Consider the following 19,490-nt stretch of genomic DNA (forward strand, 5'->3'; position numbering starts at 1 on the left):
GACGCTGCAGGAACACGAGGACAGCCCGCACGCGGGCACCACGCTGCAGATTCCCAACAGCCTGTTCTTCCAGCGGACCGTGCGCCGCTGGCGCGGCCAGCGTCCGTCGAGCGTGCCCGCGGCGCGCGTCCATGACGACCCGCTCGACGTCTGAGCGCAGCGCGCTGCGGTCCGGAGCGCCAGGAACCGCGCGTCCAGGGCGACGGCGCGGGCTGTGGCGACCCGCCCGGTCCGGTCATCCACGACAGGTATGCTGCAGGTCCCCGCCCGCCGAGGACCTCCATGCGCCTGCAACTGAGCACCTGGCCCGAGATCGAGACCTATCTCGGCCATTCCAGCGGCATCATCGTGCCGATCGGATCGACCGAGCAGCACGGCCCGAACGGCCTGATCGGCACCGATGCGATCTGCCCCGAGGTCGTTGCGAACGCGGTCGGCGAGCGCTTCGAAGTGCTCGTGGCACCGACGCTGAGCATCGGCATGGCCCAGCATCACCTCGGCTTCCCCGGCTCGCTGACGCTGCGTCCGACGACGTTGATCGCGGTGATCCGCGACGTGGTCCAGTCCCTGGCCCGGCACGGGTTCCGCCACGTGTATTTCTTCAACGGCCATGGCGGCAACGTGGCGACGATGCAGGCGGCCTTCGCCGATCTGTACGCGGATGCCAGCCTGGCGGGCACGGCGTCCACGCCGTCGCTGAAGATCGCCAACTGGTACATGGGCCGGCGCGTGCAGGCACTGTCGCGCGAGCTGTACGGCAGCAGCGAGGGCAGTCACGCGACACCGTCGGAGATCTCGCTGACCTGGCACGCGCATCCGGATCGGGCGCGTCCGATGACGCTGGATCCTCGGCTCGCGCCGACCGGCCCGATCGCCGATGCGCAGGATTATCGCCGCCGTTTTCCGGACGGGCGGATCGGGTCCGACCCGTCGCTGGCGAGCATCGAACACGGCACGCAGCTGTTCGAAGCCAGCGTGCAGGACACGATCGAGGACTACCTCGCCTTCGTCGGCGGACGCTGAGCGATCCGCGCAGACATCCCTCAGCGAAGCTGGCTGTCCTTGCTGCCGCGACGGTTGACGCCGCCCCCGCCGTCCTGCGCCGCATCGCGTGCCGCCTGGCACTGTACGCAAAGGCGCACGCCGGGCACGGCCGCGCGTCGCGCCTCGGGAATCGGCGCCTCGCATTCTTCGCAATGGGTCAGACCGGGACCGGTCTGCAACTGGCGGCGGGCGCGCTGGATCGCATCCTTCACCGTCGCATCGATCTGGTCCTGCACCGCGCTGTCGCCTGCCCAACCGGTGGCCATGCGAATCTCCTGCGTGCGTCGGTTCCGAGGGGACCGCGAGCGTAGCAAGCGGTGCGTCACCGGCGCATGAGCGCAGGCGTGGTTCCGGGCCCGGCATGCCGGCCCGCATAATGGCGCGATGCCTGAACCCGCCTCCCTGCCTGCCCGACCGCCCCGCCTCGCCATCGTTGGCGGTGGACCCGCGGGCCTGTTCGCCGCCGAACGCGCCCGCGCGGCGGGAGTCGAGGTCGACCTGTTCGATGCCAAGGGCTCGGTCGGCCGCAAGTTCCTGATCGCCGGCAAGGGCGGCCTCAATCTCACCCACTCCGAGCCGCGCCCCGGCTTCGACGCCCGCTATGCGGCACGCGCGGCCGCCATCGGGCGCTGGCTCGACGGATTCGACGCGGACGCGCTGCGCGCCTGGGCTGCTGCGCGGGGCGTCGACACCTTCGTCGGCTCGTCGGGTCGCGTGTTCCCGGTCGACCTCAAGGCCGCGCCGCTGCTGCGCGGCTGGGTGCGGCAGCTGCGCGAGTCCGGCGTGCGGTTCCACATGCAGCACCGCTGGCAGGGCTGGGATGCGGACGGCGTCCTGCGTTTCGACACGCCGACCGGCCAGATCGCCCACGCCGCGGATGCCACGCTGCTGGCGCTGGGCGGTGGCAGCTGGCCGCAGCTCGGCTCGGACGGCGCCTGGCACCCGTTGCTGCAGGCGCGTGGCGTGAACGTGGCGCCGCTGCAGGCGGCGAACTGCGGCTTCGACGTCGGCTGGAGCGCACATCTGGCCCAGCGTCACGCCGGAGCACCCCTGAAGCCGGTCGTGCTGCACTGGCGCGACCTCGACGGTGTCGCCCACCAGTTGCAGGGCGAGTGCGTACTGACCGCGACCGGCATCGAGGGCAGCGCGATCTACGCCGTCTCCGCGACGCTTCGCGATCTGATCGCGCGCGATGGTCATGCGCTGCTGCAGCTCGACCTGGTGCCGGGACGCGAGCTGGCGCGTCTGCAGGCCGACCTGTCGAAGCCCCGCGGCCGCCGCAGCCGCAGCGAGCAGCTGCGTCGCGAGGCGGGGATCGAGGGCGCCAGGGCCGGGCTGGTCTACGAGGTGCTCGACGCGCCCGCGCTGGACGATCCGGCCACGCTGGCCGCGACGCTCAAACGCCTGCCGCTGCTGCTCACGGCGCCCCGCCCGCTGGCCGAGGCGATCAGCAGCGCAGGCGGCGTGCGGCTCGAGGCGACGAACGACGATCTGATGCTCGATGCCCTGCCCGGCGTCTTCGTCGCCGGCGAGATGCTGGACTGGGAGGCGCCGACCGGCGGCTATCTGCTCACGGCCTGCTTCGCCAGCGCGGCGGTCGCGGCGGACGGGGTGCTGGCGTGGTTGCGGCGTGGCGGGACCACGGCCTGAGGCCGGCTGCATCGCGTGTGCGGCGTTGCGCGCGTGGCTTCCTTCACCGACTGCCGTGCGAGGCCTGCGGGCCTGCGGGATTGCGTGCTCATGAGCGGCCTACACCGCGATGCCGATCGCGTCGATCGCTGACAACACGTGACCTGCCTAGCGCACGTCCGACAGTCGGAATTCCGATTCGAACGCACGCGGGCGACCGTCGAGCGGATCATCGAAGGCGAGCGCGCGGGCCAGCAACTGTAGCGGCCGCGAACCGTCGGCGTCCTCGCGCACGTCGGGATACCAGGGATCGTGCAGGATCGGCGCGCCGAGCGCGGCCATGTGCACGCGCAGCTGGTGCTTGCGCCCGCTGACCGGCACCAGCGCGTAGCGCCAGGACGTCGTGCCGCGTTCGAGTACGTCGACGCGCGTTTCGCTGTTCGGCGCACCGTCGACTTCGCGCATGCGGAAGAACGGCGTACCGCGTTCGATGCGGCTGCGTCGCGTCGTCGGAAAGTCGAGCGCCGGCAGCGGCGGCGCCACCGCGTGGTAGGTCTTGCGAATCCGGGACGTGCGGAACAGCGCCTGGTAGGCGGCGCGCGTCGCCGGATTCGCCGAGAACAGCACGAGGCCCGCCGTGCCGCGATCGATCCGGTGCAACGGCGCCAGCGCAGGATTGCCGAGTTGCGCGACCAGGCGGGTCAGCAGCGTCTGGGTGACGAAGGCTCCGGTCGGCGCGACCGGCAGGCCGTGCGGCTTGTCGGCGACCACGAGATCCGTATCGCCGTGCAGGATGCGCTCGGCGGCCGCGCGGACCGGCTCGGCGACGACTTCGCGGTAGTAGCCGATCTCGGCGCCGACGCGGAATGGCGTCTCCGCCATGATCGGATCGCCGTTCGCATCGAGGACCCGGCCGCGGGCGATGCGATCGCGCCAGACTTCGGCAGGTACCTGCGGAAACCGCGCGACCAGCGCATCGAGCACGGTGCGCCAGGGACCCGGCGGCAGTTGCAGGCGACTGGCGGGGACGCCGTCGAGACGCGGGAATTGCGAACGGGTCATGGCGGGTTCGACGTCATGCCGATGCGTGCCCTGGCGTGAAGCGCGCATCGGCATGCAACGCCCCCACCCCGACGGCTCGCCCGCAGGCGGGAGAGCGGCTTGAACGCGCAACGTGGCGCAGGCGCGTCCTGTTGTCTCCCATGCGCTCGCCGTTGATGGCTTCGCATCTCATGACATCGTCCCGGCAACGTCGAGCTTCCGGAGGTCGCCACTCGGAAGTCGCCGTGACATCGCCGCTGTCCGACCGATGTCTCGCAGGGGCGATGCATGAGGGGCATGGACGGACGCCGCCTGCTTCCGAAGGCGCCGGCCGACCCGCAACCGCCGACATGGCGCGCGCCGCTCAATCGGCAGCATCGGCCTCGTCGCGGCCCTGCTGGCGGATCAACGCCACCTGCCGCGCATCCTCGATCGACCACAGCACGGCGCGGGTGTCCGCGGTGTGGGTGTCGAACACGAACTGGCCGGTCAGCGGGCTGTCCGCGCGCAACTCACCGGCCTCGAACAGCGCCCACATCTCTTCGCCGTAGTGGGTCTCGGCAAGCTCGGGCGCAAAGCGGGCCATCGAATCGCGCATGTTGTGCACGTCGCGCAGCAGCATCGCGCGCGCATTGTTGTTGCCGGCAGCGGTGACGACCTGCGGGAAATCGATCAGCACCGGGCCGTCGGGCGTGGCCAGCACGTTGTACTCGGACAGGTCGCCGTGGATCATGCCGAGCACCAGCATGCGGACCACGTCGCGTACCAGCTGCAGGTGCCATGCGCGCGCCTGCTCGGGCTCGAGTTCCACTTCGCCGAGGCGCGGCGCGCTGAAGCCCTCGGCGTCGGTCACCAGTTCCATCACCAGCACGCCGTGGAAGAAACCGTAGGGCTGCGGCACGCGCACGCCGGCATCCGCCAGCGTGTAGAGCGCGTCGACCTCGGTGGTCTTCCACACCGCTTCCTGCTCGCGGCGGCCGAACTTCGTCGCCTTGCCCATCGCCCGCTGCTCGCGGCTGCCGCGGACCTTGCGGCCTTCCTGGTACTGCACGCGCGCCTGGAAACTGCGCTGCGCCATGTCCTTGTAGACCTTCGCGCATCGCACGTCGTCGCCGACCTGGACGACGTAGACCGCGGCCTCCTTGCCGCTCTTGAGCGGGCGCAGCACGGCATCGATGATGCCGTCGTCGATCAGCGGTTGCAGTCCCTGCGGGATTTTCATGGGGCCGGCGCGTTCCGGTGAGGGTCGGGCATTGTGCGGCCAAATCCCCCGCCGCACCCGAACCGCGCTCGAACGCGGCGCGTCGGCGGTGCCGGTCGCAGCGACGTGCGGCCGGCGCGCAGCCCCGCCGGAACACCGAATTCTTGCGCAACACGTGTGCTGGAAGGTCCGCGGCATCACCAGCGCACCTGCTGCAGCGGACGCGACGCGCCCCCGGGCCCGACGCGCCGCGCACTCGCTCAGCCGGCGGCGCGGACCCGCCAGGTCGGCGTCATCGCGATGGTCTCGGACTCGCTCATCAGTTGCAGTTCGCCGTCCTGGATCATCGCGGTGAGACGCATGCTCCGCTGCAGCAGACCGGTCGCCGCCTCGATCGAGGCCGGATCGAGATCGACCACGGTCAGGTTCTTCAGGCGGGTGAGCGAGTTGGCGATCTTGTCCCACCAGATACCCGCCGCGTTGCCGCTGTAGTTGACGACGATGACCTCGCGCGCGCGGCTGCTCGCCTTGCGGATGCGGCTCTCGTCGGGCTGGCCGAGGTCGATCCAGCGCTCGATGTCGCCGGTGTAATCGCGGCGCCACAGGTCGGGTTCTTCCTCGTTGCTGAGGCCGCGACCGAATTCCAGGCGTTCCTCGGCGAACAGCGCGAACGCGATCAGGCGCGCCATCAGGCGGGCCTCGGTCTCCGAGGGATGCTGCGCCAGCACGAGGTCGTGCGAGGCGTAGTAATGCCGGTCCATGTCGCTGACCTGCAACTCTGCTTTGTAGACGGTGGCCTTGGGCGACATCGACGGAGCCTGCGCGGGGAAGCGCGGATTGTAGGTTAAACGCGCGTCAAGGCCTGTCGCGTCGATGGTCACGGCGACCTCATTCCGCCGCTGCGATCATGCGCCACATGCCAGATGACACCCGCCGCGACACCACAACCCGTTTCACCTCCGACACCCCGCCCGCCCTGCGCCAGCCCGATCCGGCCTGGGATCTGATCGTCTCCGACGGCCCGGTCATCGCGACCGCGGTGCACGACGGCCACCTGCTGCGCGAGTCGCTGCAGGCGCGCGTCAAACTGGACGACGAGGGCCGCCGGCGCGAGGAGGATCCCCTCACCGGCCTGCTGACCACCGTCGGCGACATCCGTCTGCGCGTGCGTACGTCACGCTTCGAGGTCGACCTCAACCGTTCGCGCGACGAAGCCGTCTACGCCTCGCCCGAAGCGTGCTGGGGTCTCGATGTCTGGCAGCAGTCGCCGCTGCCCGACGACGAGATCGCCACGTCGCTGGCGCTGCACGACCGCTTCTACGCGATGTTCGGCGAGCTGCTCGACCGCACCGTCGACCGATGGGGCTGCGCGCTGCTGATCGATCTGCACAGCTACAACCACCGTCGCGACGGTGCCGATGCCGCGCCTGCGCCGGCGGCGGGCAATCCTGATATCGAGCTCGGCTTCACCACGTTCGATCCCGATCGCTGGGGCGACACCGCCAAACGCTTCGCCAACGTGCTGCGTCGCCACCCGGTGCGCAACGCCCTGCCCGACGTTCGTGCCAATGTCCGCTTTCCCACCGGCGGCCATTTTCCGGAATGGGTCTACGCGACCTGGGGCGACAAGGTCTGCACGATCTCGCCCGAGTACAAGAAGATCTTCATGGACGAGTGGACGGGCCAGGCGGATATCGCCGCGTTGTATGCGCTGCGCGACGGCCTGCAGAAAGCGGTGGACGCCGTGCGCCCGGAGTTCCTGCAGTGCCGTTGACCCCGGCGGCCGTCGCGCGGCCGCTGCCGCCGATCGCCGCGCACGTCGACGAAGTCCTGGCCCGCCTCGATGCCAAGGTCGACTGGCTGCTCGCACTCTCGCCCATCGACGGCGCCAGCTTGTGGCGCGACTTCGACGCTGCCGGCCGCAGCGTGGAACCGGCGTTGCGCTACGTGGATCTGGAAAGCGACCTGCCTGCGGTGCAGGCGGAGCTCGACGCGTTGCCGATCGCCGATATCGAAGCGCCCGCCCTGCAGGCGCTGCTCGGTGAAAAGCAGCGCGAACTCGACCGCATGATCCGCCTGGTGCACCTGCGCGACACCGACGCCTTCATCGAGGCCAGCATCGCCCTGTTCGGCGACGTCGACGACGCCCTGCTGGCGCTGGCCACCGAGACCCTGGACACGGTCACGCGCGCAGCGCGGTCGAGGACGAGATCGCGTGGTACCGCACCCAGGCGCCGGATTTCCACATCGACGTCGTCATCGATACCGACATCAGCTCGATGCTGATGGTGTCACACGGCACCTTCTACATCGACGGCAACATCCGCCTGCCGCAGGCGCGCGTGCAGCCACTGATCCAGCACGAGATCGGCACCCACGTGGTCACGCGCCACAACGGCCGCAAGCAATCGCTGAAGCAGCTGGAAGTCGGACTGGCGCAATACGACCCGACCCAGGAAGGTCTCGGCGTGCTCGCCGAATACCTGACCGGCTATCTGCCGGGCGAGCGCCTGCGCGTGCTCGCCGCCCGCGTGGTCGCCGCGCCGCTGGCGATCGACGCCGAGTAGCCGCCGGCGATCTTCCAGCGTCTGCACGAAACCCACACGCTGCCGACCGACGATGCCTTCGACGTCGCCGTCCGCGCCCGCCGTGGCGGCGGGCTGACGAAGGACGCGGTCTACCTGCGCGGCGTGCGCGACCTGCTCGCCTACCTGCACGCCGGCGGCGCGTTCGAAGCGCTGTTCGTCGGCAAGTTCGCGCTGTCCCAGCTCGAGTTGCTCGACCAGCTGCTCGACGACGACTGGATGGTGCCGCCGGCCCTGCTGCCGCGCTACAGCATCGCCGACGATTTCTCCGAACGCCTGGCCGCGTGTCGCAAGACGCCGGTGCAGGCGCTACATCACTCCCACTGCCCTCCGGACCAGCGCCCATGCCCCCCATGAAACTCGGCTTCGTCGTCAACGATGTCGCCACCGAAAAGAACAACTACACGACGATCCGGCTTGCCCGCCACGCGATCAACCGCGGCCACCGGGTGGCGCTGATCGGCCTGGGCGATTTCACCTACGACGCCAACGGCGCGGTCCGCGCGCACGCGCACCTGCCCTGCCAGGACCACTACGAAGACGACGACGCGCTGCTGGCGGACCTGCAGGGCGCCAACTGCCAGACCGAGCGGCTCGCCGTCGGCGAGCTCGACGTGCTGATGCTGCGCAGCGATCCTGCCGAGGAAGCGCTGGAACGTCCGTGGGCGCCCAACAGCGGCCTGCTGTTCGCGCAGCTGGTCGCACTGCGCCACACGATCGTGCTCAACGATCCCGCGCACCTGACCGACGCGTCGAACAAGACCTACTTCCAGCATTTTCCCGAAGAGGTCCGTCCGGTCACCTGCATCACCCGCGACAGCGAGGAGATCAAGTCCTTCATCGCGACCCACGACGGCTACGGCGTGATCAAGCCGCTGCAGGGCTCCGGCGGCCAGGGCGTGTTCGTGGTGACGCCCGACAGCGGCGGCAACCTCAACCAGATGATCGACGCGGTGATGCGCGACGGCTACGCGATCGTGCAGGAATACCTGCCCAGGGCGAAGGACGGCGACCTGCGCCTGCTGACCCTCAACGGCCGGCCGCTGCAGGTCGACGGCACCTACGCCTGCATCCGGCGCTACAACGACAGCGGCGACGCGCGCAGCAACATCAGCGCCGGCGGCAAGTACGAGATGGCGGTTCCGGACGAGGACGCGCTGCGTCTGGCGGAAATCGTCGCGCCCAAGCTGATGCGCGACGGCATGTACTTCGCCGGGCTCGACATCGTCGGCGACAAGCTGATGGAGATCAACGTCGACACGCCCGGCGGCATCAACATGATCGAAGAGCTCACCGGTCTCGATTTCAGCGGCGCGATCCTCGACGACATGGAACGCAAGGTCCGCCTGCGCGACCAGTACAACCACACACTGACGAACGTCGAACTGGCGATGCTCTGAAGCGGATCCACGCGCCGGGGCAAGCCCCGGCGCGGCTTCGCCGCCGTCGCTGCGCGCGTGCCGAACCTCAGCGCCGATAACGCGACACGAAATCCCACAGGGCCTCGTTGTCGGCCACCCAGCTGTGCCCGCTTTCGACCCGGACCCAGGCCTCGACGTCGGCGTTACCGCGGCAGCCGGAATAGCGCTCCACGTACGTTCCCGTCCCGGCCCATTCGGTGGTCGGCGCGGCCGTGCACCGGTTGAGCTGGGCCCAGCGCCGTTGCGCCGCGTGCATGTCGTACTGCCAGTAACTCGCCCCGCCACCGCCGATCGGATTGGTGTCGTCCAGCGCGCCGGCGAACGCGATCACCGGCATCGGCAGGCGTGGCCGGCAGGTGGCCGGGTCCGGCCGCGCAGGATTGGAGGCCAGCGGATTGCCGGCGCGCAGCCCCACTACTGGCGCGATCGCCGCGATGCGCGTGGAGGCGACGCAGCCCAGCCACGAGGTCATGCGGCCGCCGCCCGACAGGCCGGCGACGTAGGTTCGGCTGGCATTGGCGCAGCCCGCGTCGGTCAGCCACCGCATGACGCGCTGCAGGTACGCGACATCGTCGGCCGCGTCGCGGCCGGGGATTTCACCGGTCACCGTGGGCACGCCCGGCACGTGCCAGGCGAAACCCTGGTCGAGCGGAATGCCGGCATCGGGCGCGACGACGATGAAACCGCGCGCATCGGCGGTGCCGGCGAGCGCCGAATGACCGAGGATGCCGGCGCCCGTACCGCCACTGCCGTGCAAGAGCACCAGCAGCGGGAGCGGGCCCGTCACACTGCCCGATGGACGGTGCAGTGCCATCGAACGCGAACCGCCGGGCAACGCCACGGTGCGGGTCTGTCCGGCTGCACCGATGTCGCAGGCCGGCGCGGCGTGGGCAGGTCCCCATGCGGCGCAGGCCAGCACGGCGCTGACGCCGATCGCGATCCGGATGGAACCTCGCATGTCGTCTCCCGTTCGAAGCCGCGAGACTACGGGCCGCGCGCCGTCGAGGACAAGCCGTGCGACGGCGTCCTGGCCGTCGCCACCCCTCGCGCGCTGCGCCCCGTCAGTGGGGTGCGGGACCGGCGGGCACCGGCGCGTCGCTGCTGCGCACGATGCGCACCGGCACCGATTTCGCGGCCAGCACGTGGCTGTCGATCGCGTGGTGCGCGACCGGAATCAGCGGATTGCATTCGGGGTAGTACGCGGCGATGCAGCCGCGCGGGATCGCATAGGCGATCGGGCGCAGGCCCCCGACGGCGCGGGACACGCCATCGTCGACGTCGGTGACCAGCGCGATCTCCTCGCCTTCGTCCAGCTGCAGCGCCGCGATGTCGTCGGCATGCATCAGCACGACCCGGCGCGTTCCGTCGATGCCGCGAAAGCGGTCGTGGTAGCCGTAGACGGTGGTGTTGAACTGGTCGTTGCTGCGGATCGTCATCAGCCGGAAGCGGCCGGGCGCATCCGCGAAGCCCGTCGCCGACAGCACCTCTGGCACGTGGAATTCGGCCTTGCCGCTGTCGGTCTTCCATTCGCGCTCGCGCGCCGGATTGGGCCGCGGGAACCCGCCCGGCGTGTGCAGGCGTGCATTGAAGGCGCGGAACGGTTCGGGATACGTCGCTTCGATCGCATCGCGGATGGTCGCGTAATCGTCGACCCAGGCCTGCCACGGCGCCGCATTGTCCGGCGGCAGGATCGCGCGCGCGATGCCGGCCACGATCGCGGGCTCCGAGCGCAGCCGCACATCGGCCGGCTCGCTGACGCCGACCGAGGCATGGATGCAGGTCGTGCTGTCTTCGACGGTCACGGTCTGCGGACCGCTGGCCTGGTCATCGCGCTCGATCCGGCCGAGGCAAGGGAGCAGCAAGGCGGTCCTGCCGCACAGCAGATGGCTGCGGTTGAGCTTGGTTGCGATCTGCACCGTCAACGCCATCGAGGACCACGCCGCTTCCAGCGGTCCGGTCTCGGGCGCGGCGCGGGCGAAATTGCCGCCCAAGCCGATGAAGGCATGGACCGAGCCGTCGAGGATGCCCTCCACCGTTTCCACGGTGTCGAGACCCTTGTGCCGCGGCGGCGAGAATCCGTACTGCGCCTGCAGCCGGTCGAGCGGCGCGAGCTCGGGTTTTTCGGTGATGCCGACCGTGCGCTGGCCCTGCACGTTGGAGTGCCCGCGCACCGGGCACATCCCTGCGCCGAGTCGACCGACGTTGCCGCGCATCAGCGCCAGATTGCACAGCATGCGGACCCATGCCGTAGACGAGGATCGCCGCCTTGGCGCTGGCATAGGCGCCGGCGACGCCCTCCATGTCGGCGCGCTGCAAACCGGACTCGGCCTCCAGCGCCGCCCAGTCACTGGCACGCAGGGACGCGGCGAAGGCGTCGAATCCGTGGGTGTGCGTCTCGATGAAATCGACGTCCAGCACGCGCTCCCGGCCCGAGGTACGGGCGTGGTCGTCGAGCGCCAGCAGCGCCTTGGCGATGCCGTGGATCACAGACAGATCGCTGCCGGCGCGGACCTGGAAGTACCCGCCGCTGATCCGGGTCGACTGGCCGGTCGCCATCGCCACCGGTTCCTGCGGATTGGTGAAGCGCTCCCAGCCGCGTTCGTACAGCGGGTTGAAGGTCAGGATCGTCGCGCCGCGGCGGCTCGCTTCCTGCAGCGGGTGCAGCATGCGCGGACTGTTGACGCCGACGTTCTGGCCGAACGACAGGATGCAGTCGCAGTGCTCGAAGTCCTCGAGCAGGACCGTGCCGACCGGCACGCCGATGCTGCGCGGCAGCCCGACCGACGTGCTTTCGTGACACATGTTGGAGCTGTCGGGCAGGTTGTTGTTGCCGTACATGCGTGCCAGCAGCGCATACATGTACGAGGTCTCGAGCGACGCCCGGCCGGAGGCGTAGAACACGGCGCTGTCGGGATCGAGCCCGCGCATCTCGTTGCCGATCAGCGCGAACGCCTCGTCCCAGGACACCGCCACGTAGCGGTCGCTGGCGGCGTCGTAGCGCATCGGCTCGACGATGCGGCCCTGCGTCTCCAGGTCGTGGTCGGCCCAGGTCCGCAGTTCGGACACGGTATGACGGGTGAAGAACGCCGCATCGACCCGGCCCTGGTCGAGTTCCCAGAAGGTCGCCTTGGCGCCGTTCTCGCAGAACTCGAAGGTGTGCGCGCTGGCCGGCTTGGCCCATGAACAACTGACGCAGGCGAAGCCGTCCACCTTGTTCTGCCGCGCCAGCTGGCGCGTGCCTTCGATCGATCTTGTCTCGCCGTCGGTGGCCCGATGCAGCAGCGAACCGACCGATCCCCAACCGCCAGCAGGACCCGTGTACGGCTTGAAGTTCGGGGAATCGGACATGACGGACCTCGCGACGCGGAAAGCCCCACGCTACCCGGCGACGCGCGCCATCCACGTGACGGCAGCGGTGCGGAACGCACCGCCGTCGCATGCCTCGCCACGCCATGCAGACACGCAGCGCCGCACGATGCGCGCATGGACAACACCTTCTGGCTGGGCGTCGATTGCCCTTATTGCGGCGAGCGCTTCGACACCATGGTCGATGCGAGCGCGGGGGACCTGGACTACATTGAGGACTGCGCCGTGTGCTGCCGTCCGATCGAGATGCATCTGCGCGTCGACGAAGAGAACGAGGACGTCACCCTGCGCACCGGCCGCGACGACTGAGCGGTCGGCTCATTCGGGGCCCTCCCAAAACGCACGGATCAGCGGTTCGACCTCGTGCCAGTCGAGGGTCGGATCGCGGCGCACCCGGATCCAGCCGTCCTGCAGCCGCGGCAGACACGCGTCCCACGGCAGATCGCCGTAGTACTCGCGCGACATCTGTCCATAGACGCGGCACAGCTCGACATCTTCGACGTTCAATTCGGTCCTTTGCTACGGTGGCGTCGGGCAACGGCGGCGGCGCCATGTTCATGAACATGTCTCCGGCGCCGCGGCCCAGCATTCGCCCGCGCCCGCGCGTCGTCTGTGCGTTAACGCACGCCTGTTCAGGCGCTTGATCCGACGTAAGCGCGATTTCGCACATACTTCGCCCTATTCAGGCACGAGAATGGTCTGCCGCCCGCCTACCGGACCCGCCGCACCGCATGATCACCCGTACGCCCTGGTCGCCCCGTAACCGCCTTCTCCAGCATCTGCCGTCGGATGTCTGCGACCGCCTTGGCGAGGAGCTCCAGCTGGTGGAGTGGCAGGCCGGCAAGGTGCTGTTCGAGCCGCACGCGCCGCAGAACATGCTGTATTTCCCGCGCGAGGGCATCGTCTCGAAGACCTATGTGCTCGAGAACGGCGACAGCAGCGAGATCGCGATGGTCGGCAACGAAGGCGCTGTCGGCTTGGCGATGCTGACCGACGGCCGCACGACGCCGGCGCGCAACGTGGTCAAGGTCGGCGGCGAAGCGCTGGCGATGCGCGGCGATCTGGCCGCGGCGGAATTCCGTCGCTGCGGGGCCTTCCAGGCGATCATGCTGCGCTACATGCAGGCGCTGCAGACGCAGACCGCGCAGACCGGGGTCTGCAACCAGCACCACACCGTCGAGAAGCAGCTCACGCGCTGGCTGCTGCTGGTCAATGACCGGATCGGTTCGACCGAGATCAAGATGACCCAGGAGCAGATCGCGCAACTGCTCGGCGTGCGCCGCGAGGGCGTGACCGAAGCCGCGCGCCGCCTGCAGGAAGACGGCTGCATCCGCTACAGCCGCGGCCTGATCCAGGTGCTGGAACGCGACGGCCTGATCGCCCGCGCCTGCGAGTGCTACGGCGTGATCCGCATCGAATACGACCGCCTGCTGGCGCATCCGTATCCCTGACGAGCGCTGCGCCCGAGGCGCCGCGCGGATTGCCCGGACCTCGGGTCACCTGCTGCCGGCGATCTCAGCCGGTCGTGCCCTCGCCTTCCACCTCGGGCCTGGCGTGCAGCGCGACGTTGAGCTGGTCGATGACCACGATCCAGTCGGCATCCTCGATCCGCTCCTCGCGCAGCAACGCGGCCTGCGCCGGGGTCCAGAACGATGCCTCCTCGAGGCGCACGTCGTCCGGCAGCGGCGAGTGCGTCGCGATGAACTTGCGGATCGAGGCTTCGTCGTCCGGCAGGCCGAGCTGCGCGAAGAGCTCGGAGAACGGATGTACGGTCTGGTCCATGGGCGTGCCTGTCGTGGGGATGGCGCAGCCTAGTCGGCACGGCGTCAACGCGGCGAGGAGACGGCGCGCCGTTCCTCACTGCGCGTAAGCGAGGCACGCGCGAGCATCGGCATTTTCCGGAGGATCCGCGCATGAGCCACACCCCGCCCCGCATCCTGACTTCGCAAGCCGACATCGCACGTCTGCAGGCGCTGATCGACCGACTCGACGACGACGCGCGCGTGGAGCTGCTGTTCGAAGACGGTCGCCGCGTCTCCGGCAGCGTATCCGCCCGCCCGACGATCGAAGCCTTCCGCGACGCCGCCGGCGACGAAGGCCACAACGCCCTGCTGCGGTTCGCCGCCACGGACGACGCCGACGCGCCGACGGACATCTGGCTCGATGGCGTGCGCGAGGTGATCCACGCCGGCGCAGTCTGATCGCTCGCATCGAATGCAGGAAGCGACTCAGCAGACACCAGGCGCTGCTTCCAGCTCGCCTGCCGTCCGGTGTGCGGCTGCCGCGCCCGACAGCGGACAGCCGGAATGCCAGCTGTCGGAAAAGACAACTCGACACCGCGCCATGTCGCGGTCAGCGCACAGGCGGGCACCGACCGCCAGGGATGCAGCATGCCCGCGCGTGGCGGTTTTTTCTCACGGGAAGTCCGAGCATTCGATACGGACGGGAGACGCGCTGGAATTCGCGTGTGGAATCCCGATCATTCCTCGCAGCGCACCCGGCGCATCGACGCGCCGTCGGCGCCGGCGACGACCAGGGTCTCGTCACCGTCCTCCAGACGCAGGGTCCGGGTCGCGGTCCACTGCTCGCCTTCGCCCGCGTCGTCCGACGTGACGCGGATCGCGTCGTCGCCGACCGGCTCGACCGCGGTCGGCACGGCGATGCTTTCGTGGAAGCGCAACGCGTCGGCTGCGACCGTCAGGCCTTCGATGCTGACGTCGGGATCGGCGCAGGCCGCGACATCCGCGCCCCAGCGGCCCTGCCAGCGCGCAGGGATCGCCGCGGTGTCCGACGCCGCATCGCCTTCCGGCGGCATCGGTGGCGGCATCGACGCGGGACGCGCGCACCCGTGGATCGGGCCGACACCATCGATCGTCAGCAGGCCGGTCATCGGGAATTCGGCGCCCGACATGGCGTCCTCGCAGCGCATCTTGCGCACGATGACGACGACCTCGCCGGCTGCATCACGTGCGGCGATGCGGCGTCCGTCCGAGGTCATCGCATCGCTGGCGCCGGGCAGGCGCCGCGCGGGGGCGTCGACGCCGGTCAGCAGGATGACGTCGCCTTCGACCCGCGCCTGCCAGAACGGCTCGGTCGTCGACACGATCACGTCCTCTGTTCCGGGCCGCGCGACCGCGTCTTCGGCCGCGGGCGCTCCGCCATCGGCGCGGGCCGGGCGATCGGACTCGCTTCCGCATGCGGCAAGCAACAGGACGGGCAGGACGGCGGCGAGCGGGTACGGTCGCATGGAGTCACTCCTTCAGACAGGCGCCGATCATCGCCAGTCGCATGTCCAGAGGAAGTGGAACCGGCAGGCACGTACGCGCTCGCGGGAGCGAAAAACGTGCCTAGCCGAGACGGCGCCGTGGCGGCGTCCACCGCGTAGCGGCTGCAAGCATCTGATTCCGCGGCGGTTTTTGCTGCATCGCAGCAGATCTTGGAGGCGCCTGAACAGGCTCGTATTTTCCATATTTATCAATGTGTTATGCTCACCCACCTTCGCCGAATCCCGTTCCGGAGGCTCCGATCTCTGTCGTTCGCGCCCTGACTGCCCTGCTCGTCGGCGTCGCCCTGCTACTGATGGGCAGCGGCCTGCTCGGCACCCTGCTGGCCGTGCGCGGCGGGCTGGAGGGCTTCAGCGACCAGACGCTGGGCCTGATCATGTCGGGCTACTTCGTTGGCTTCTTCCTCGGCACCTATCTCGCCCCCGGCCTGATCCAGCGGATCGGCCACATCCGCGCCTTCGCGTTCTATGCCGCCCTGTGCGCGGCCGCGATCCTGCTGCATCCGATCTTCATCGATCCCTGGGCCTGGGGCGCATTGCGGGTGCTGACCGGCATCGCGCTGGTCGGGCTGTACACGGTCATCGAAAGCTGGCTCAACGTGCAGGCGCCGCCGGAGAAGCGCAGCCAGGTGTTCGCGATCTACATGGCCGTCAACCTGCTGGCGCTGGCCGCCGGCCAGTGGCTGATCGGACTGCAGGATCCCGCGTCGTTCGCACTCTTCAGCATCGTCGCCGTGCTGATCTGCCTGGCGGCGCTGCCGGTCGTCGCCAGCCGCATGACCCAGCCGACGCTGCCGGTCGTGCCGCGCCTGGCCGTCGCGGCGCTGTGGCGCGCGGCGCCTGCCGCGGCGTCCGGCGCCCTGCTCGCCGGCGTGGCGATGGGCGGTTTCTGGGGCATGGGCGCGGTCTACGCGGCCGGCCTCGGCCTCGATCTGCAGGGCATCGCCTCGCTGATGAGCGCGACGATCCTCGGCGGCGCCCTGCTGCAGTGGCCGATCGGTCGCCTGTCCGACGGCGGCGACCGCCGCACCACGCTGGCGCTCATCTGCGCGGCCGCTGCGCTGATCGGCGTGGCGATGGTGTTCATCGCCGCGCAATCGCAGATCGCGCTGTTCGGCCTGTTCTTCCTGTTCGGCGGCGTGGCCTTCGCGATCTATCCGATCTGCGTCGCCCATCTGCTCGATCACCTGCCGACCGAGGACACGCTGTCGGGCTGTTCCAGCCTGCTGCTGCTCAACGGCGTCGGGTCGGCGATCGGCCCGGCGATCGCGGGCGCGGCGATGTCGCGCTACGGGACGTCCGCGCTCCCGGCATCGTTCGCCGTCGTGCTCGGCGCGATGGCGGTGATCGCTGCCGGGCGCCGCCTGCTTCGCCAGCGCGACAACGACCATCCCGCCCACTTCCACCCGATGCTGCGGACCACGCCGTCCGCGCTCGAACTGCTGCCCGAGACCGGCCCCGCGCCGGAGGGCCCCGATCTTTCCGAACCACAACACAAGGACCCCCATTGATTCCTGACACGACCACCGCTGACCTCACCCCCGCCAACACACCGTTCGTCCCGCGACTGATGCTCGCGACCGACCTCGACGGCACCTTCCTCGCCGGCTCGCCCGCGCACCGCCAGCAGCTCTACCGCCTGGTCGACCGCCATCCCGAGATCCGCCTGACCTTTGTCACCGGCCGCGGCCTCGAAGCCGTCATGCCGCTGCTGTCCGATCCCAGCCTGCCGCGCCCCGATTACGTGATCTGCGATGTCGGCGGCACGGTGGTCGACGGCCGCACGCTGCAGCCGATCCAGCCGCTGCAGACCCACATCGACCGCCGCTGGCCCGGCGAACACGCCGTCGCCGAGGCGATGGCCGGCTTTCCTGGCCTGGTGCGCCAGGACGTGCCGCAGGAACGCCGCTGCTCCTATTTCTGCGAACCCGGCACGCTCGAGGGCGTGCGCGGCGACATCGAAGCCGCGGCGCGCAAGCTCGACTGCTCGGTGCTGTATTCGGCCGACCGCTATCTCGACATCCTGCCGTTGAACACCGACAAGGGCCGCACCCTGGCCGCGCTGGCCGATCATCTGGACCTGCCGCGCGAACGCGTGTTGGTCGCCGGCGACACGCTCAACGACCTGTCGATGTACACCTCGGGCTTCCAGGGCGTGTGCGTCGGCGAATCCGAGCCGGCACTGGTCGATGCGACCAACCAGCTGGCGAACGTGTTCCATGCGCGCGAGCCCGGCTGCGGCGGCATTCTCGAAGCGATCGCGCATTTCGACCTGCTCGAAGCCGACGATCCGCACCTGAAGATCCGCGCGCCCGAAGCCACCGGCCAGTCCGATCTGGTGATGGTCTACCACCGCCTGCCTTACGAGGAATACGTCGAGGACGGTGAGCGCAATCGCCGCCGGCCCACGTCGCCCAACGGCATCATTCCCAGCCTGCTCGGTTTCTTCGGCAGCGGGCAGAAAGGCTCGTGGGTCGCGTGGAGCGTCGACGATCCCAAGCTCGGCAAGTTCGAGACCCGCACGCCGGTCGACGCCGATGCCTATCCCAACCTGACCGTCGCACGCGTGCCTCTGTCGAAGACGGAAGTCGACGCGTTCTACAAGCGCTTCTCGAAGGAAGCGTTCTGGCCGCTGCTGCACACGTTCTGGGAGCGCGCGCGGTTCCGCGAAGAAGACTGGAAGATCTACCTGCGCGTGAACCGCAAGTTCGCCGAGGCGACCGCCGCCGAAGCCGCACCGGGCGCGACCGTCTGGCTGCACGACTACAACCTGTGGATGGTGCCGGCCTACCTGCGCGAACTGCGGCCGGACGTGCGCATCGCGTTCTTCCACCACACGTACTTCCCGTCCGCCGACGTCTTCAACGTCGTGCCGTGGCGCCGCGAGATCCTCGGCAGTCTGATGCAGTGCGACTACATCGGCTTCCACATCCCGCGCCAGGTCGAGAACTTCGTCGATGTGGTGCGCGGCGCGATGCCGACCGAAGTTCTGACGCGCGAAGGCTGCGCGCCGCGCTTCCTGACCTACGGTTGCGCCGTGGGCCTCGACAACGTCACCACCCGGCTGCGGGTCGGCGACCGCACGATCGGGCTCGGCGCGCATCCGGTCGGCACCGACCTCAAGCGCATCCGCGACGGCCTGGCGCACCCCAAGGTGCGCGTGCGACTGGAACAGATCCGCCGCGAGTTCAGCGGTCGCAAGCTGGTGCTCTCGGTCGAGCGCCTCGACTACACCAAGGGCTCGCTGGAGAAGCTGCTCGCGTTCGAACGCCTGCTCGAGACCCAGCCCGAGCTCAAGGGCAAGGTCAACATGCTGATGATCTGCGTGCCGGCGGCCAAGGAAATGACCGTCTACCGCCAGCTGCAGACGCAGATCGAGCAGGCCGTGGGGCGGATCAACGGCCAGCATTCGATGCTCGACTGGACGCCGGTGCGGTTCTTCGCGCGCGGCTTCGCGTTTGAGGAAGTGCTGGCGCACTACGCCGCGGCCGACGTCATGTGGATCACGCCGCTGCGTGACGGCCTGAACCTCGTCGCGAAGGAATTCGTCGCCGCCCACGGCATCGAGGGCAGCGCGGGGACGCTGGTGCTCTCGGAGTTCGCCGGTGCCGCCGCCGAACTCAAGGGCGCTGTGCTGACCAATCCGCACGACCAGGCGGACCTGGTCGCCGGCCTGCGCCAGGCGCTGAAGATGCCCGAGCACGAAGCCGTCGGTCGCCAGCGCCAGCTGTTCGACATCGTCAGCCACTACGATGTCGAGCGCTGGGGACGCGACTTCCTCGACGCGGTGCAGACCAGCGGCAGCGGCGCGGACCGGCATCGCTACGCGATGCGCGGACTCGCCGCCTGACGTGCGGCACGCGGGCCGCGACCGGGGATTCACCCGGCGCGGCCCAGACTGCACACTCCCCAACCCAGAG

At 69.5% G+C, this 19,490-nt stretch carries 19 protein-coding genes and 1 pseudogene; 10 read left to right on the forward strand and 10 right to left on the reverse strand.

Annotated features, from left to right (window positions below; genetic code table 11):
• Positions 1-282 precede the first annotated feature (282 nt).
• Positions 283-1,023, forward strand: a complete 741-nt coding sequence (locus CJ022_RS09485; protein ID WP_101926417.1) for a creatininase family protein — start codon at positions 283-285, stop codon at positions 1,021-1,023.
• A gap of 20 nt (positions 1,024-1,043) precedes the next feature.
• Here the strand turns inward: CJ022_RS09485 and CJ022_RS09490 are convergent, their stop codons facing one another.
• The gene (locus CJ022_RS09490; RefSeq protein WP_101926418.1) at positions 1,044-1,310 is read right to left on the reverse strand and encodes a DksA/TraR family C4-type zinc finger protein; all 267 of its coding nucleotides are present in this window, start codon (positions 1,308-1,310) and stop codon (positions 1,044-1,046) included.
• A gap of 118 nt (positions 1,311-1,428) precedes the next feature.
• On the opposite strand from CJ022_RS09490, the gene CJ022_RS09495 reads away from it, so the two are divergent.
• Positions 1,429-2,694 (forward strand): TIGR03862 family flavoprotein, encoded by a 1,266-nt coding sequence (locus tag CJ022_RS09495; protein ID WP_101926419.1) that lies wholly within the window; start codon positions 1,429-1,431, stop codon positions 2,692-2,694.
• A gap of 147 nt (positions 2,695-2,841) precedes the next feature.
• Here the strand turns inward: CJ022_RS09495 and CJ022_RS09500 are convergent, their stop codons facing one another.
• From CJ022_RS09500 to CJ022_RS09510, 3 genes are all read right to left on the reverse strand, one after another.
• Positions 2,842-3,735, reverse strand: a complete 894-nt coding sequence (locus tag CJ022_RS09500) for a pseudouridine synthase (protein WP_101926420.1) — start codon at positions 3,733-3,735, stop codon at positions 2,842-2,844.
• Positions 3,736-4,078: 343 nt separating this feature from the next.
• The gene (locus CJ022_RS09505; protein WP_101926421.1) at positions 4,079-4,936 is read right to left on the reverse strand and encodes a PA4780 family RIO1-like protein kinase; all 858 of its coding nucleotides are present in this window, start codon (positions 4,934-4,936) and stop codon (positions 4,079-4,081) included.
• A gap of 239 nt (positions 4,937-5,175) precedes the next feature.
• Complete coding sequence (locus CJ022_RS09510) at positions 5,176-5,724, reverse strand: YaeQ family protein (protein WP_101926422.1); 549 nt, start codon at positions 5,722-5,724, stop codon at positions 5,176-5,178.
• A gap of 107 nt (positions 5,725-5,831) precedes the next feature.
• Here CJ022_RS09510 and CJ022_RS09515 point away from each other — a divergent pair, with 107 nt between their 5' ends.
• The 3 genes and pseudogenes from CJ022_RS09515 (at position 5,832) to CJ022_RS09535 (ending at position 8,900) form a co-directional block, all read left to right on the forward strand.
• Complete coding sequence (locus CJ022_RS09515) at positions 5,832-6,689, forward strand: N-formylglutamate amidohydrolase (protein ID WP_158238385.1); 858 nt, start codon at positions 5,832-5,834, stop codon at positions 6,687-6,689.
• Between the two features lie 173 nt (positions 6,690-6,862).
• Positions 6,863-7,857: pseudogene (locus CJ022_RS17490) on the forward strand (tyrosine/phenylalanine carboxypeptidase domain-containing protein).
• Positions 7,845-8,900: an ATP-grasp domain-containing protein gene (locus CJ022_RS09535; RefSeq protein WP_199171482.1), complete on the forward strand. Its 1,056-nt coding sequence runs from the start codon at positions 7,845-7,847 to the stop codon at positions 8,898-8,900. The pseudogene CJ022_RS17490 and the gene CJ022_RS09535 overlap by 13 nt, the downstream one beginning before the upstream one ends.
• 67 nt (positions 8,901-8,967) lie before the next feature.
• Here CJ022_RS09535 and CJ022_RS09540 read toward each other — a convergent pair whose 3' ends face one another.
• The 3 genes from CJ022_RS09540 to CJ022_RS17500 form a co-directional block, all read right to left on the reverse strand.
• Positions 8,968-9,879 carry a CE1 family esterase gene (locus CJ022_RS09540; protein ID WP_101926428.1) on the reverse strand — a complete coding sequence of 304 codons (912 nt, stop codon included), beginning with the start codon at positions 9,877-9,879 and terminating at the stop codon, positions 8,968-8,970.
• 103 nt (positions 9,880-9,982) lie between these two features.
• Positions 9,983-10,837 carry a molybdopterin dinucleotide binding domain-containing protein gene (locus CJ022_RS17495; protein ID WP_233198676.1) on the reverse strand — a complete coding sequence of 285 codons (855 nt, stop codon included), beginning with the start codon at positions 10,835-10,837 and terminating at the stop codon, positions 9,983-9,985.
• Positions 10,746-12,131, reverse strand: a complete 1,386-nt coding sequence (locus CJ022_RS17500; protein ID WP_233198677.1) for a molybdopterin-dependent oxidoreductase — start codon at positions 12,129-12,131, stop codon at positions 10,746-10,748. The genes CJ022_RS17495 and CJ022_RS17500 overlap by 92 nt, the downstream gene beginning before the upstream one ends.
• A gap of 273 nt (positions 12,132-12,404) precedes the next feature.
• Here CJ022_RS17500 and CJ022_RS09550 point away from each other — a divergent pair, with 273 nt between their 5' ends.
• A complete protein-coding gene (locus CJ022_RS09550) occupies positions 12,405-12,596 on the forward strand; it encodes a CPXCG motif-containing cysteine-rich protein (protein WP_101926429.1) in 192 nt (63 codons plus the stop codon).
• Positions 12,597-12,605: 9 nt separating this feature from the next.
• On the opposite strand, the gene CJ022_RS09555 is transcribed toward CJ022_RS09550, so the two are convergent.
• Complete coding sequence (locus CJ022_RS09555) at positions 12,606-12,794, reverse strand: hypothetical protein (RefSeq protein WP_101926430.1); 189 nt, start codon at positions 12,792-12,794, stop codon at positions 12,606-12,608.
• Positions 12,795-13,018: 224 nt separating this feature from the next.
• Here CJ022_RS09555 and CJ022_RS09560 point away from each other — a divergent pair, with 224 nt between their 5' ends.
• Positions 13,019-13,738, forward strand: coding sequence for a Crp/Fnr family transcriptional regulator (locus CJ022_RS09560; RefSeq protein ID WP_101926431.1), 720 nt, complete (start codon positions 13,019-13,021; stop codon positions 13,736-13,738).
• A gap of 64 nt (positions 13,739-13,802) precedes the next feature.
• On the opposite strand, the gene CJ022_RS09565 is transcribed toward CJ022_RS09560, so the two are convergent.
• Positions 13,803-14,069, reverse strand: a complete 267-nt coding sequence (locus CJ022_RS09565; protein ID WP_101926432.1) for a DUF2789 domain-containing protein — start codon at positions 14,067-14,069, stop codon at positions 13,803-13,805.
• Between the two features lie 131 nt (positions 14,070-14,200).
• Here CJ022_RS09565 and CJ022_RS09570 point away from each other — a divergent pair, with 131 nt between their 5' ends.
• Positions 14,201-14,488: a DUF3247 family protein gene (locus CJ022_RS09570; protein ID WP_101926433.1), complete on the forward strand. Its 288-nt coding sequence runs from the start codon at positions 14,201-14,203 to the stop codon at positions 14,486-14,488.
• Between the two features lie 278 nt (positions 14,489-14,766).
• Here CJ022_RS09570 and CJ022_RS09575 read toward each other — a convergent pair whose 3' ends face one another.
• Positions 14,767-15,396 (reverse strand): hypothetical protein, encoded by a 630-nt coding sequence (locus CJ022_RS09575; RefSeq protein WP_158238387.1) that lies wholly within the window; start codon positions 15,394-15,396, stop codon positions 14,767-14,769.
• A 434-nt stretch (positions 15,397-15,830) separates the two neighbouring features.
• On the opposite strand from CJ022_RS09575, the gene CJ022_RS09580 reads away from it, so the two are divergent.
• Positions 15,831-17,081, forward strand: coding sequence for an MFS transporter (locus CJ022_RS09580; RefSeq protein WP_425490793.1), 1,251 nt, complete (start codon positions 15,831-15,833; stop codon positions 17,079-17,081).
• Positions 17,078-19,420 (forward strand): glucosylglycerol-phosphate synthase, encoded by a 2,343-nt coding sequence (ggpS, locus tag CJ022_RS09585; RefSeq protein WP_233198678.1) that lies wholly within the window; start codon positions 17,078-17,080, stop codon positions 19,418-19,420. Before CJ022_RS09580 ends, ggpS begins: the two co-directional genes overlap by 4 nt.
• Positions 19,421-19,490: the final 70 nt, after the last annotated feature.

Origin of the sequence: Luteimonas rhizosphaerae, from assembly GCF_002849595.1 — a bacterium.
GTDB lineage: Bacteria > Pseudomonadota > Gammaproteobacteria > Xanthomonadales > Xanthomonadaceae > Luteimonas > Luteimonas cellulosilyticus.